Here is an 11,558-nt window from a genome sequence, read left to right as displayed (position 1 = left end):
TACCTGGCTCAACCACTACAACCTGGAACGACCCCACCTCGGCATCGGCGGCCTACGACCCATCGACCGAATCAACAACGCAACGGGTCAGTACAGCTAGGCTCAGGCCCGCGAACTGGCGCGCAGGAGGGGGGTTTGATGGCAACGCTCAAGGAGCAGGTTGACGCGGCCGTAGCAGAGGTCTCCAAGACCTGGGCGAAGACCGCGTGGTCATCGTCGTCCACAACGGTGCCTGATCCCGACAACATGGGGTATAGCGACGCAAAGCTCGTCCAAGCCACCTACCTGTACTCGGACCTCATCGACTCCTCCGGGCTCGTGAAGGCTGCTGGCAGCCACGAGGAGGTCGCATCGGTGATGTCGGCCTTCCTCAAGGTTGCAGTGCGCATCATCCGCGCGGAGGACGGCCACATCCGCAGCTTCGACGGTGACCGCGTCATGGGTGTGTTCACGGGCACCAACCGGCAGACCCGCGCGGTGCGAGCCGCGATGAAGATCGACTACGCGGTGGGTGACCTGCTCGACCCGAAGATCCAGAGGTCGTTCGCGTCGCTTCGGGGCGCAGGCTGGCACATCCGAGCGATGACAGGCATCGCCACGAGCGAGGCGCTGCTGGTGCGAGCGGGAATCCGCAACAATAGCGACCTGCTCTCGGTGGGCGCCGGCCCGAACCTGGCCGCCAAGTTGAGCGACCTCCGTGACACCTACTCCGGGCACAACATCGCGATCGGCGCGGGGACCTACGGCGAGCTGGACGCGGTCGCGCTCTACTCCAATCAGGGTCAGAACATGTGGACCGGACCGTTCAGGCTCAACATGGGCGGCGGAGCTTACGACTACTACACGTCTGGCTACCAATGGACGGCGCTCTGATGTTCGGACGCAAGGAGAGCTCGCAGCCGCCGGCGAGCAACGAGGACCTCTGGCGCATCCACGACGCTCAGATGGACTGGACCGGGAAAGTCGACGCCAAGGCCGCGTTCGCACTCACGTTCCAGGCCGCGTTGCTGGCCGGCGCGGTCACGTTGCTCGATGAGATGGACACCTGGCCGGAGTACATGTTCATCGGCCTGAGCGTGATCCTCGTGGCGACCGGAGCCGTCTTCGCAGCCCTCGTCGTCGCGCCCCGTCTGCGATCCAAGAACCTCCAGCGCGAGGCAACGAGCAACTACATCTACTTCGGGCACGCCCGCTCCTGGACACCGCAGCGCCTTGTGGCCGACCTCCGCAAGGGAGACCTCGCGGAGCAGCTCGCTTGTCAGGTGATCGTGATGGCGGAGATCGCGTGGACCAAGCACCGTCGCGTGGCGCTGTCGATCTGGTTCGGTGTGGCGGGGGGAGCCTTCCTGCTCGCGGCTGGTGCGATGTCGCGCCTGGCGTGAAAGGTCCACACCGGCCACCGGAGCTGACTCTGTGGCTAGAACAGAACCCCGTAGTCATTTGGCTACGGGGTTCTGTGTCGGGAGGCTCAGCCGAGCTGGATTCCGTCGTCGCCCTTGGGTCGAGCGGGGGTTGGGGCATCCGCGGTGTCCAGCGTGACGTTGCGCAGTTCGGGGAACCGGGCGTACCGCTTGGCGAGGACGTCGTCGCGGCCCCCTCGCGAGTCTCGGGCAGGGCCCGTCACCGGGGCCTGTGCGGTGTAGACCTCGCTGTCGAGGGGGTGACAGGTCGTCGATGGGCGTGCGCAGCGCCTGCGCGATGACCGATCTAGAAGGTCGGCTGCGTAGACCACGAAGGCTCCGTCGTCGACCGCCGGGTCGAGCAACCGGGTCCGAAGCAGCCAGCCAAAGGTCTCTCTTCGGCTGCCGTGGGGATGTATCGCGCCTGATGGAACGCAGATTTCCCCTTGCTGATCTCGACCGTGCGCACCTTGACGGCCCAGTCGTAGATGTCCTGGAACAGACGGCGGTGCGTCTCCTTCAGGCGCTCGAAGTCGAACGGACCGGTGATCGGGTTGCGGTCCAGCTCCACGCGGCGGTCGAACGTCAGGAGGTACTTGACGGCGCTGAACTCGCTCTGCGTGGTCTTGCCGAGGAGGTTCCGCAGGACCGTCGAGCCTGGGTAGACGTAGGGGTTGATGAACGCCGCTCCGTCGGAGCGACCCGTCACAGCGCCTTGTGTTTCGCGATGAGTTCCTCGATCGTGACGGAACCAGCGACGTAGGCGCGGATGTCTTTGAGCCCGTCCTCGGTGGGCTCCATGCCTTCCATGGCCCACGAAGCCATCGTGTCGATGGCCAGGTCTCGACGGTGCTCACGGGCTAGGCCTTGGTCCAGGTCATGCTGGGGCGCAGCGGTCATGCTTTGGACCCCTCATGTCTGCTGGTCTTCCTAAGGAAATCATATCGGGGGAGGCCTCAGGGGGGAGCAGGAAGGCGGCCCGGCTCAGGGTGCGGGAAGGGGCGCTGGCCGTGCCGCGCTCGTTCGCGCGCAGCATTTCCGGTTCGCCTGCTCCAGGTCCTCTATTCCCCGGGCCTCGCTCGTGCTCACACCGGGGAGTAGCGCAGGGCTCGAACGAGCCACCATCGGCTGCCTGTGGTTCTTGAGGGTCTGGTTGGGGTGCCCGGTTGTGACGCGTTCAAGGAGTACGAGTCCGGGTTCCTTGCTGCCTTTGGTGGGCGGGAGGATGGCGTACCAGATGCGTCCGCCGCCGGTGGGCTTGTATTGCCACCGGTCGAAGTTGGCGCCGTCGAGGCGGACGGACGACGGCGAGGTCACCCCGGAGGCGGTAGCAGCCCCCGCCTTCCTCGTGCGGGATCTTGGTCAAGAAGTCCCAGGCGTCGACGGTTGCGTTGCGCGCAGGTCGCGCCACCCCTTCTCGGCCTCGCGGGTAGCGAACCGCAGGCGGTACTCGGTGATCTTGAGGGGTCGCTCGATGTCGTGAGCGGCGTCCTTGGCCACGTTCACGGCTCCTGGACGTCGGCTGCTTCGTCGAGCCAGGTCAGATCCTCACCGGCCCCTCGGGGCAGGCCTGCGGCATAGGCTTCGGCCGTCTCGCGCCAGCGCCCGAACTCCAGCAGCAGCGACTCATAGTGACCAAGCTCGGTTGAGCTCCACAGGTGCTTGTCCATGGCGGCGGCGAACGCGTTGAGCTCGGCGGCCGAAAGTAGCGAGGCCCAGGCGCACACGCTGCTCACTGCAACACGCATGTCGCCCCCGGCGGCCAAGACCGCGCGCATGAGCCGACTCGACAAGCCGATGCCCTCCTGCTGGTGTTCCAGGTCGTCGGCGCGCAGAACCACCAGGTCTGCCGCGTCGCGGCGCGTGATCCGCACGGCCCCTTCGTCGGTTTTCGCGATCACCGCTTTCGGGGTACGCAGGAACTCGGTCAGGGTCGCGGTAGTCATGTCACCAGCATACATCTGATAAATATCAGATGTATGCTCTCGCCCTGGCCTGCCGAGCGCCACGGGACGTCTCCGGAGCCAGGGCAGAGAGGGAGCCGCAGACGCCCCTATCTCGGGCGGAGGGTGCCGGTACACTCCTCGCATGAGCGCCGAAAAGCCTGCAATTCCGCCGATTCCTACCAAGCGTCCGGCGGCTCCGAAGCCTCCGCCGTCGTCGACGGGGCTGATCAAGTGGGGCGTCGTCGCCCTCGTCGTGGGGCAGATCCTCTACAACGCCGGGCGCCAGGCCCAGCTCGACGCCGCGTTGAGCCCGTACGCGAGCGACAGCGGCTCGGGTCCGCTGCTCTTCATCGGTGGCATCGTCACGCTCGCAGGGCTCGTCCTGGCGGTCCGGGGAGTCCTGCGCGTCGCCTCCCGGATCGACTTCCTGTACCACCGCAACGGCGGACAATAGTGACATAACGACCGTTATCGGTGTTGAATGAGTGTGGGGCGCATCAGTTACCGCGACGGTGTCGCGCCGGCCTCGGTGACGAATCGTGCGACCGTCGGCGAATCCTCCACGCCGCCCCACCAGCCCCCGTAGTTGTGCGACTCGCCGACCGCCAGATCGAGCACAAATCTGATCGCAGCTGCAATCTCGGCGTCTGGGAGCGACCCGAACACGTCGCGGCGCGCATCGGTGTTGTTCACGATCTCATCCAGCACGGGCTGCGCTCGGTACTGATGGAACGCGGCACAACTGGGGTAGAACTTTGTGCCGTCGTTCCCGCGGCCCAGCGCACGAGCCAGAACGCACCACAGCACGTCGAACTGGCACAACGAGTTCAGGATCCAGTCGTTGTAAGCCAGGTCTTCCCAGACAGTCACGGTGGCCTGTGGCCCGCGATCGGGTCGCAGAAGCCGGGTGGCCGCGACGAGCCGACGCACCAGTGAGAGAACCTGTCCGCCACGTTCGGCGCCGTCATCGTCGAGCAGGAGGTTGGCGCGGGACGCCTGCACGAGGGCGTGCCGCAACCAGGTCCCGTAGGTGTAGTGCTGGCCGACAGGGACCGAATGATCGACCAACGTGCTCAGCATCGACCATCGCCGCATGCGCACTACGGCGGCGCCAACCGCGAACACGCGGAGGATGACATCAAGCTCGTGTGCGGCACGTTCCGCGCCTTGCCCGCTCAGCCGGGTTCCGTCGGCGGGAACAGGTACCGCCCGGTAGATGCTCCACAGCGCCTCGACCGCGGCGGCGAACTCTTTCGGCCGGTCGAACAGCGCCGCCTGGCACGCGACGGCTGCGATCAGGTCGAGTGCCCGGTCCTTGCTCATGGCGATCTCAGATTCACCTGCGACCACGTGCATCGCGGTGTTCAGGAACCGGTTGAGCGCCACGGGAGTGGCTGCCTCGAAAGCGGCCGGGATCGCCTCGGTGAGTGTTTCGTCGTCCATCCCGACGTCGAGCAGTACCGTTGCGCCGGACTGGTCACGTGGGTCGAGCTGAGCGGCCAGCCGGGCGAGCATCTGGTCGATGTCGGTGCGCGCCTCGTCACGGACCCGCTTTCGATACCGGCTCAGGAGTCCATCCCAGTGCGCGTACCGCAGACGGACGTTGGACGTGCCTTCCCGGATCAGCACCTCCCCCTCGCTGAACACCGTCTTCATGGCACCTTTGCCGTCGTCGTACTGGCCGATGACCTTGATCGGCACCGGCAGGCCGGACTCGTTGGGACGCACGTGGATCAACACGACGTCACGCCCATCCACAACGTGGGCCTGGGTGACTACGTGCACGGGGGCGTCGACGTACTTGGCGATACGTGCCCGCAGCAGCGCGGAGTCGAACTGGCTGACCTCGATACGCTGCTCCTCATGCGCTGGCTTCCCCCGGTTGTCGACGCCGACGATGAGGTACCCGCCGCTCGGCAGGTTGCCCATCGAGATCGCGTCCTTCACGAACTCTAGAACCGACCGGGACGAACCACGCGACAGGTCGACGGTCGCCTTGAAGTCCAGTTCAGTGTCCTCGGCACCGGTCGCAAGTAGTTCAAGAAGTTTCTCTTCATCGGTCCGCCCGTCCACAACGATCACGATCCCAAGTCTTGGAGCCACCTCCCCTTAGACTGCGTAGGCGCGCCGCGATTAGACCGCCTGAGTCCCCACCCGCCTGTGATGATGACCTGGTGAGCGCGAATGAGGTCGAGCCGGACGGGTATGGCGAGCTGCTGTCGCGGCTCAAGGAGCGGGTGCGTGCGAGCCGTGTCCGCGCAGCCCGGGCGGTGAACACCGAGCTGCTGAGCCTGTACTGGTCGATCGGGCGGGACATCCTCGATCGTCAGGAGGCTGCGGGCTGGGGCACGAAGGTCGTCGACCGGCTCGCGGCGGACCTGCGGGCGGAGTTTCCCGATCAGCGGGGCTGGTCCCGGCGCAACCTGCTCTACATGCGCTCGGTCGCTCAGGTCTGGCCTGACGGAGAGGCATTCGTGCAACAGGCTGTTGCACAACTGCCCTGGGGCCATGTGACCGTCCTGCTTACCCGGCTCGACGACACCGCCGAGCGGGACTGGTACGCAAGCCAGGCGGCTGAGCACGGCTGGTCTCGCGCGGTGCTGGAGAACCAGATCGCTTCGAAGGTCCACCAGCGCATCGGCGCGGCCCCCTCGAACTTCGTCGAGCATCTCGTGCCGATCGACTCCGAGCTCGCGCAGCAGCTGGTGCGTGACCCCTACGTCTTCGACCACCTGGGCCTGACTGGTCGCATCCACGAACGCGAGTTCGAGCAGGGCCTCATGGACAGGCTCCAGGAGACGCTGCTGGAGTTCGGGCACGGCATGGCGTTCGTCGGCCGCCAGGTCCGGTTCACCGTCAACGGCGACGAGCTCATCGTCGACCTGCTGCTGTTCCACGTCGAGCAGCTGCGCTATGTCGTCGTCGAGCTCAAGATCGGCCAGTTCGAGCCCGGGCACGTCGGCCAGCTCGGCACCTACGTCGCGCTCGTCGACGACCGCCTGCGCAAGGCTGACCGACACTCCCCCACCGTCGGGATCCTGCTGGTAGCCGGCCGCAACGAGGCCATCGTCCGCTACGCCCTCGCCGGCGCCAGCGCACCCATGGCCGTCGCGAACTACACCTACGACAGCCTGCCCCCCGACGAGCAAGCCGCACTCCCCCGCGCAGACCATCTCCAGGCGATCTTCGACCTCGACACCGCGGTGCCCCAGGACGGCTGAGCGCCCGCCGAGCGTCCCGAACTGCGACATCTGCGTGGGGCCCGGGCTAGACCCACCTATCCTGAGCACGACCCCTGACTCGCTACTTGCTGGTGCGAGATCAGGGGTCTCGTCGTTGCCCCGGGACTAGTGCCGGGCCCCAGAGGTCTCGTCGTGAGCGACGAGCAGGTTGGTGCGCCAGCCCCATCGCAGAAGGGCAGCCTGCCGGGTCATGCCCGTGAGCGAACCGATCGCCGCCCATGCCACCCCAGCCTGTCGGGCGTTGAGCACGGACTCATCGAGACGCTCGGCCGCGGCCGCCATGTCGCTCATCGCGGTCCCGAGGTCAGCCACGGCCGCAGCGGGTGCGACGTGTACCTGCCACTCGCCGTGCGCCGCTTCCACGACCCAGGAGGGGGCCTCCGGATAGATCGTGAGCACGGACGCGAGTCGGCGGGCGGGATCTTCACCTTCTGTTGCCGCTGTTCGGGTGTAGGGGGCGCCTCGCCATCCGCACGAGCACCACGCCCGCCACCCGATCACTTCGGCGTTGGTGCGTACGTCAGCCCCGGGATTCGCGAGACTGCCGTCGGCGTACTCGCGTACTACCGCTCCGCGGGAGTGATAGGTGTCGGTCAGCGCGCCGTCAGCGAACAGCCCCAGAGCCGCGCCCTGGTGCACGCCGCCGTCCGTTTGCCACGTCATGATGCCTCCTTTTGATCGAGGAGCACGGTTGCTCGCCGGGAAAGTAGCAGCGGCATTCGCAGACCCGAGGCGGCGCTGTCTCACGCAGGCGCTACCGTCTGTACATGACCTTTCGCAGGCGCCGTAGGGCACACCACGGCGACGACGAGCCCCCCATCGAAGACATGGACGCGTTCGTCTCCGAGCGTGCCGAGGCTGCGGAGCACGAGCGGAATCGCTGGTTCCGCCGCGAGCTGTACGTCGTGACCCTCGCCGGGGTCAGCATCATCGCCAGCACGGGCCTGGGGCTGGCTGGACTGCTCGACGAGGGGGCTCTCTTTTCGGGCCCCGCCGAGCCCATGGCACCCGAAGCGGTCCTCGCCCTGGGAAGCCTGACGATCGGGCTCACGGTCGCGTTCGTCTCCCGACTCATCATCTTCGGCGCGCGCACCAGCGCCCGGCGAGCTCGTCGCGAGCGCGCATCGGAGGCCGCACTGGACTCCTGGACCCGTACCACGATGCAGCGCCGGCGCGGGGCGTCGAGCGATGGCTGAGCCCGTCGATTGGTCGTCGGGCGCGGACGTTGAGGTTGCAAAGGTGCTCGACGAGGACGCGCAGGAGTTGTTCGCCACGGCGGAGCGGGTCGCGATTCGGTCGGGTGCGGACACCGTCGGAACCGGGCACGTTCGACACGCGGCCCAGCAGCTGCGGATCGGGAAGGGTGTCCCCCGCATCGCTGAGGTCCTCAGCGATGGAGGATGGGGTCTTCTCGGCCTGAGCGGTGGAGGGCTGCTCTCGTTCTGGCTCACCGAGACTCCCGCCAACATCTGGACCTGGGTCTGCGGGTTCGTTGGGGCCGCGAGCCTCTTGGCGATCGGCGTCGGCTACACGATGAAGGCGTCAGCCCGCTGAGGACCGCTCGCCGTCAACGGGCGCTGCTGGTCAGCGCCGTTCGACGGCATCTGCCCACAGCCAGGCCCAGCCCTCGCGCCCGTGCGGGGCGAGGAACCGCACCCTGACCTGGCGACCGGCCCAGGCGATCGCTTCACCGTCGAGCCGGTGCTCCCCGCTCTGACGCTGGGTGACCCAGGCCCGCACCGGGATGGCTTCATCGGGTCGCACGATCGCGACACCGGACCGTGCGATCTACGGCGCCTCCTCGGCGCCGTCGCGCAGCGGCACGGACTCGAAACCTGCTGGCCATCCGCCAGCCGGCGACCGTCGACGGGAACCCCATCACTCCATCCTGGTCGAGCACTTGTTCGAGGACCCCAGGCCGACCTCGGACCGGAGATCGTGTTGGGCGGCGGTGCGATCGTCAGCGAGGGATCTCGTAACTGGCTTGGATGTAGGCGTACAGGGCCTCGCGCACGATCTCGCTGGGCTTGACGCCTCGGGTGCGGGCCAAGGACTTGAGGCGGGCGTCCAGGGACTCGGGGATCGCGACGTCGACCGGGGCGACCGTGCGCCTTTGGGTGCAGTGGGGTCCAGGGGCGGTCAACCCGCCGCGCGGTCAACCTGGTCGACGTCGGCGCCAGCGGCGGCGAGCAACGCGCGTCCAGCGGCGGCGGCGTGTGCCCCACGCAAGGTCTGACCCTTGAACTGGGCTGGGTCGAACTCGCCCTCCTCGGCCCAAGCGGACAGAGCCTCAAACTCGGCCGGCGAGGTGCGTGCCTTCTGTGTGCTCATGACTGGTTCCCTCCCCCTTGCGTCAGCTCGCTGTGAGGTACGACTGGACGGTGTCGCGCACGAGGGAGGAGAGGTCTCGCCCTTCGCCCCGGCCCGCAGTGCGTCGTCGACTTCGACCTGGTCGCTCATGCTCCTACCGCCCGCTGACGGTCCTCACGACGACGCAGGACCGAGGCCACGCCGAGGAGCGCGACCGAGGTCAGCAGCAGGGCGAGCGTGACGACGCTGACCGGCATCCACCACGCGGACTGCATGCCGAGCAGGTGCGCCGCGAGGGCCCCGAGCGACGTGAGGAAGGTGGCGCCGATCCCGTAGACCGACACCCAGGTGCTACGGAGCATCGTCGGCCTCCTTGACGAGGAAGTACTGCGTCAGCTTGTCGCCTTCGTCGCCGGCGATTGGGCGAGGCGCTATCGCTGGCGAGACCTGCCAGCCGTTCGCGCCGAACGCGCTCAGGACGTCGACGAGCGGCCGGAAGTCGAGAGCCGACGGCGGGATGTTGTTCACCGCTTCGTCGATGCCGTGATGGCTCCTCACGGTGGCGATTCCCTGGTGCTCGTGCAGGACGACGTGGCCGTACTGGTATGTGGTCATGGCCGGACGCATCCCACGTCGTACGACGGCAAGGACATGGATGACACCGTGCCCGTCGATCAGGCACGATGCAGACTCATCAACCACAGGAGGACTGCCTCGTGACCTACAGCCTGACCCTGACCAACGGCTCGACGTCCCAGGTCGACGCGAGCAGCTACCTGATCGACGGGCAGAACAACCTGCACTTCCAGAAGGACGGTGCGGTCGTGACCATCGTCGCCAGCGGTTCGTGGCAGCGTCTCGACCAGGTGCTGGCGCCGGTCACCCCCGGGACGCCGGGCGAGACCGTCGTCGTGCCGGACTGGATCGGCCAGTTCCACGAGGTCGATGAGGGGCCTGAGGGTGCCCCGTACCGCGGCAAGCTCCGCTTCGTGAACGACACGCGGGCGCCGAAGCAGGGCGAGACCGAGTGGGACATCGTCGAGATGATCCCCCCGCCGGGCACCGTGGTCCCGGTCGGCAACACGGTCACGAAGGTGATCGCCGACCCGAACCTTGTCCCCGCGACCGTCTGAGGGTCGTTGACGTCGAAGCCCCGTCCACGCTGGTGGGCGGGGCTTCCTCGCGCTGCTCCGCAGCGTGCTGCTCAACGCCCGGTAGGGCGAGCGCCCCGCCCTGACCAGCGTCAGAGGCATCTGTGATCGAGATTGGGCGAATATCCGTTCAATCTTGGTAGCAAAAAGTTGAAAATCCCCGCCCCAGGTCACATAGTGGAGGCATGTCCTCCCGCACAGTCACCACGCACGCCGAAGCGATCCGCCTGGACCTGCCCGACCTCGTGCAGGTGCTCATCGACAACCTCGGCTCCTCGGTCGTCGCATCCCTGTCCGGCGCGGGCTCGCGATCGCTCCCGAAGAAGTGGGTCGAGGGCACCAAGCCCAGCAGGGACAAGATCGACCGCCTGCTCCTCGGCTACCGCGTCTGGAAGACGCTCAACGACGCCGAGGGCAAGAACATCGCCAGCGCGTGGATGCTCGGAGCAAACCCTCGCCTGGGAGAGGTCACTCCGGTCACCTGCATCCGCGAGCTGCGCGCCGTCGAGGTGCTCGGCGCCGCCGAGGCGTTCGTGAACGACGTCGCCGCGTGACCGCAGGGCCGGGGCGCGCACCTGCACTACGACGGGTGTGCACCTCGTGCCTGCAGGCGGAGCGCTCGTGTACCGCGTGGCCCAGGACAAGTACACGCTCCGCTCGGGGCAGCTCTCCGCCCCCGTGAACAAGGTCGTCGGCCTGCTGCCCGAGGGCGAGGACGTGACGGAGAGCCGCGGCCGATTCGACACGGTCGGGCGCACCGTCTACTTCGGCGACACCAAGGAGGTCTGCTTCCCGGAGACGCTGCAAGGCTCCGCCTGAACCGCCAGGCGCTCGTCGCTGACGCGCAGGGGGCCGGGCAGGACGTCGACGAGTTCATCCGCGACGTCACGAGCGACGCACGGGCAGGCGACAGGGACACACCGTGGGCCGTCGGCGGCGACTGGCAACGCAGCCGGTCCGTGCTGTCCATTCGTCTCCCCTCGAAGGTTGGTGGGTGCAGATCGAACACCCCGCGACGCTCAACGCTCTCCACGACGCCCTCGCCTCCGAGCTCTCGGCCGCCGGGGTGCCCCTGCTCACTATGAGCGTCGCGCCCGGCGAGAACCGGGCCGCGACGACCCTCCTCGCCCAGCACGTGCGAGGCCTTGTCCTCGACGACGGCTCCCTGCCGCTCGGGATCTTCTTCCCGTCCAAGACCGCGTACGGCCGTTGCCTCGTCTGGTGGAACCGCCGCGAGGACGACGGGCTGATGCCGAGCGACACCGACCCCCGGATGGAGTGCGACGACAACGTCGACACCGCCGCATTCCGGAAGGTCTGCGCCGACTGGGGCCTGCCGATCCTCGAAGGCCGCCGGACCTACTGAGCGCCCGAACCTGTGGATCTCCCGCCGAGATCCACAGGTTCAGGCAGCCGTGCGGCGTCACATCGCTGGGGTTTCGCTACCGCGTCAGCGCACGGCTCACACCTAGGGCTACGCCCGCGTCTCGACGACCGCGTAGAACCTCG

The 11,558-nt window shown here is 67.4% G+C and carries 21 protein-coding genes; 10 read left to right on the top strand and 11 right to left on the bottom strand.

Features of this window, described 5'->3' with window-relative positions; genetic code table 11:
• Positions 1–138 precede the first annotated feature (138 nt).
• Positions 139–873 (top strand): adenylate/guanylate cyclase domain-containing protein, encoded by a 735-nt coding sequence (locus NHG27_RS16975; protein WP_497017091.1) that lies wholly within the window; start codon positions 139–141, stop codon positions 871–873.
• Entirely contained in the window at positions 873–1,382 is a 510-nt protein-coding gene (locus NHG27_RS16970; protein WP_497017090.1) for a Pycsar system effector family protein, read from the top strand. The genes NHG27_RS16975 and NHG27_RS16970 overlap by 1 nt, the downstream gene beginning before the upstream one ends.
• 325 nt (positions 1,383–1,707) lie before the next feature.
• Here NHG27_RS16970 and NHG27_RS16965 read toward each other — a convergent pair whose 3' ends face one another.
• The 4 genes from NHG27_RS16965 to NHG27_RS16950 form a co-directional block, all read right to left on the bottom strand.
• On the bottom strand, positions 1,708–2,109 hold the full coding sequence (locus tag NHG27_RS16965; protein ID WP_497017089.1) for a hypothetical protein: 402 nt from the start codon (positions 2,107–2,109) through the stop codon (positions 1,708–1,710).
• Entirely contained in the window at positions 2,106–2,300 is a 195-nt protein-coding gene (locus NHG27_RS16960; protein WP_497017088.1) for an antitoxin VbhA family protein, read from the bottom strand. Before NHG27_RS16960 ends, NHG27_RS16965 begins: the two co-directional genes overlap by 4 nt.
• 462 nt (positions 2,301–2,762) lie before the next feature.
• Positions 2,763–2,900 (bottom strand): hypothetical protein, encoded by a 138-nt coding sequence (locus tag NHG27_RS16955; protein ID WP_497017087.1) that lies wholly within the window; start codon positions 2,898–2,900, stop codon positions 2,763–2,765.
• A 2-nt stretch (positions 2,901–2,902) separates the two neighbouring features.
• Complete coding sequence (locus tag NHG27_RS16950) at positions 2,903–3,346, bottom strand: hypothetical protein (RefSeq protein ID WP_497017086.1); 444 nt, start codon at positions 3,344–3,346, stop codon at positions 2,903–2,905.
• A gap of 142 nt (positions 3,347–3,488) precedes the next feature.
• Here NHG27_RS16950 and NHG27_RS16945 point away from each other — a divergent pair, with 142 nt between their 5' ends.
• Complete coding sequence (locus NHG27_RS16945; RefSeq protein WP_497017085.1) at positions 3,489–3,800, top strand: hypothetical protein; 312 nt, start codon at positions 3,489–3,491, stop codon at positions 3,798–3,800.
• Between the two features lie 47 nt (positions 3,801–3,847).
• Here the strand turns inward: NHG27_RS16945 and NHG27_RS16940 are convergent, their stop codons facing one another.
• Positions 3,848–5,428, bottom strand: a complete 1,581-nt coding sequence (locus NHG27_RS16940; RefSeq protein ID WP_497017084.1) for an AlbA family DNA-binding domain-containing protein — start codon at positions 5,426–5,428, stop codon at positions 3,848–3,850.
• Positions 5,429–5,520: 92 nt separating this feature from the next.
• Between NHG27_RS16940 and NHG27_RS16935 the strand changes: the two genes are divergently transcribed.
• On the top strand, positions 5,521–6,567 hold the full coding sequence (locus tag NHG27_RS16935) for a PDDEXK nuclease domain-containing protein (RefSeq protein WP_497017083.1): 1,047 nt from the start codon (positions 5,521–5,523) through the stop codon (positions 6,565–6,567).
• Positions 6,568–6,693: 126 nt separating this feature from the next.
• Here NHG27_RS16935 and NHG27_RS16930 read toward each other — a convergent pair whose 3' ends face one another.
• Positions 6,694–7,251, bottom strand: coding sequence for a hypothetical protein (locus NHG27_RS16930; RefSeq protein ID WP_497017082.1), 558 nt, complete (start codon positions 7,249–7,251; stop codon positions 6,694–6,696).
• A gap of 104 nt (positions 7,252–7,355) precedes the next feature.
• On the opposite strand from NHG27_RS16930, the gene NHG27_RS16925 reads away from it, so the two are divergent.
• Positions 7,356–7,784 (top strand): hypothetical protein, encoded by a 429-nt coding sequence (locus NHG27_RS16925; RefSeq protein ID WP_497017081.1) that lies wholly within the window; start codon positions 7,356–7,358, stop codon positions 7,782–7,784.
• Positions 7,777–8,142 carry a hypothetical protein gene (locus tag NHG27_RS16920; protein WP_497017080.1) on the top strand — a complete coding sequence of 122 codons (366 nt, stop codon included), beginning with the start codon at positions 7,777–7,779 and terminating at the stop codon, positions 8,140–8,142. The genes NHG27_RS16925 and NHG27_RS16920 overlap by 8 nt, the downstream gene beginning before the upstream one ends.
• A gap of 30 nt (positions 8,143–8,172) precedes the next feature.
• Here NHG27_RS16920 and NHG27_RS16915 read toward each other — a convergent pair whose 3' ends face one another.
• The 5 genes from NHG27_RS16915 to NHG27_RS16895 form a co-directional block, all read right to left on the bottom strand.
• On the bottom strand, positions 8,173–8,352 hold the full coding sequence (locus NHG27_RS16915) for a hypothetical protein (protein WP_497017079.1): 180 nt from the start codon (positions 8,350–8,352) through the stop codon (positions 8,173–8,175).
• A 196-nt stretch (positions 8,353–8,548) separates the two neighbouring features.
• Positions 8,549–8,731, bottom strand: a complete 183-nt coding sequence (locus tag NHG27_RS16910; protein WP_497017078.1) for a ribbon-helix-helix domain-containing protein — start codon at positions 8,729–8,731, stop codon at positions 8,549–8,551.
• On the bottom strand, positions 8,728–8,919 hold the full coding sequence (locus NHG27_RS16905) for a hypothetical protein (RefSeq protein ID WP_497017077.1): 192 nt from the start codon (positions 8,917–8,919) through the stop codon (positions 8,728–8,730). The genes NHG27_RS16910 and NHG27_RS16905 overlap by 4 nt, the downstream gene beginning before the upstream one ends.
• Before the next feature lie 125 nt (positions 8,920–9,044).
• Complete coding sequence (locus NHG27_RS16900) at positions 9,045–9,260, bottom strand: hypothetical protein (RefSeq protein WP_497017076.1); 216 nt, start codon at positions 9,258–9,260, stop codon at positions 9,045–9,047.
• Positions 9,250–9,513, bottom strand: coding sequence for a hypothetical protein (locus NHG27_RS16895; RefSeq protein ID WP_497017075.1), 264 nt, complete (start codon positions 9,511–9,513; stop codon positions 9,250–9,252). The genes NHG27_RS16900 and NHG27_RS16895 overlap by 11 nt, the downstream gene beginning before the upstream one ends.
• A 101-nt stretch (positions 9,514–9,614) precedes the next feature.
• Between NHG27_RS16895 and NHG27_RS16890 the strand changes: the two genes are divergently transcribed.
• The 4 genes from NHG27_RS16890 (at position 9,615) to NHG27_RS16875 (ending at position 11,415) form a co-directional block, all read left to right on the top strand.
• Entirely contained in the window at positions 9,615–10,031 is a 417-nt protein-coding gene (locus tag NHG27_RS16890; protein ID WP_497017074.1) for a hypothetical protein, read from the top strand.
• 203 nt (positions 10,032–10,234) lie between these two features.
• The gene (locus NHG27_RS16885; protein ID WP_497017073.1) at positions 10,235–10,603 is read left to right on the top strand and encodes a hypothetical protein; all 369 of its coding nucleotides are present in this window, start codon (positions 10,235–10,237) and stop codon (positions 10,601–10,603) included.
• 37 nt (positions 10,604–10,640) lie between these two features.
• Complete coding sequence (locus tag NHG27_RS16880) at positions 10,641–10,868, top strand: hypothetical protein (RefSeq protein ID WP_497017072.1); 228 nt, start codon at positions 10,641–10,643, stop codon at positions 10,866–10,868.
• A 175-nt stretch (positions 10,869–11,043) separates the two neighbouring features.
• Positions 11,044–11,415, top strand: a complete 372-nt coding sequence (locus tag NHG27_RS16875; RefSeq protein WP_497017071.1) for a hypothetical protein — start codon at positions 11,044–11,046, stop codon at positions 11,413–11,415.
• Positions 11,416–11,558 lie beyond the last annotated feature (143 nt).

It is taken from the genome of Oerskovia sp. 140933, assembly GCF_059651515.1.
Note: the sequence above shows the minus strand (reverse complement) of the source record. Positions and strands in the feature narration are given on the sequence as shown.

Coding starts and splice junctions, on each gene's coding strand:
- NHG27_RS16925 (WP_497017081.1), top strand. CDS start 7,356: ATGACCTTTCGCAGGCGCCGTAGGGCACACCACGGCGACGACGAGCCC.
- NHG27_RS16975 (WP_497017091.1), top strand. CDS start 139: ATGGCAACGCTCAAGGAGCAGGTTGACGCGGCCGTAGCAGAGGTCTCC.
- NHG27_RS16885 (WP_497017073.1), top strand. CDS start 10,235: ATGTCCTCCCGCACAGTCACCACGCACGCCGAAGCGATCCGCCTGGAC.
- NHG27_RS16950 (WP_497017086.1), bottom strand. CDS start 3,346: ATGACTACCGCGACCCTGACCGAGTTCCTGCGTACCCCGAAAGCGGTG.
- NHG27_RS16900 (WP_497017076.1), bottom strand. CDS start 9,260: ATGCTCCGTAGCACCTGGGTGTCGGTCTACGGGATCGGCGCCACCTTC.
- NHG27_RS16920 (WP_497017080.1), top strand. CDS start 7,777: ATGGCTGAGCCCGTCGATTGGTCGTCGGGCGCGGACGTTGAGGTTGCA.
- NHG27_RS16970 (WP_497017090.1), top strand. CDS start 873: ATGTTCGGACGCAAGGAGAGCTCGCAGCCGCCGGCGAGCAACGAGGAC.
- NHG27_RS16960 (WP_497017088.1), bottom strand. CDS start 2,300: ATGACCGCTGCGCCCCAGCATGACCTGGACCAAGGCCTAGCCCGTGAG.
- NHG27_RS16945 (WP_497017085.1), top strand. CDS start 3,489: ATGAGCGCCGAAAAGCCTGCAATTCCGCCGATTCCTACCAAGCGTCCG.
- NHG27_RS16930 (WP_497017082.1), bottom strand. CDS start 7,251: ATGACGTGGCAAACGGACGGCGGCGTGCACCAGGGCGCGGCTCTGGGG.
- NHG27_RS16905 (WP_497017077.1), bottom strand. CDS start 8,919: ATGAGCACACAGAAGGCACGCACCTCGCCGGCCGAGTTTGAGGCTCTG.
- NHG27_RS16895 (WP_497017075.1), bottom strand. CDS start 9,513: ATGACCACATACCAGTACGGCCACGTCGTCCTGCACGAGCACCAGGGA.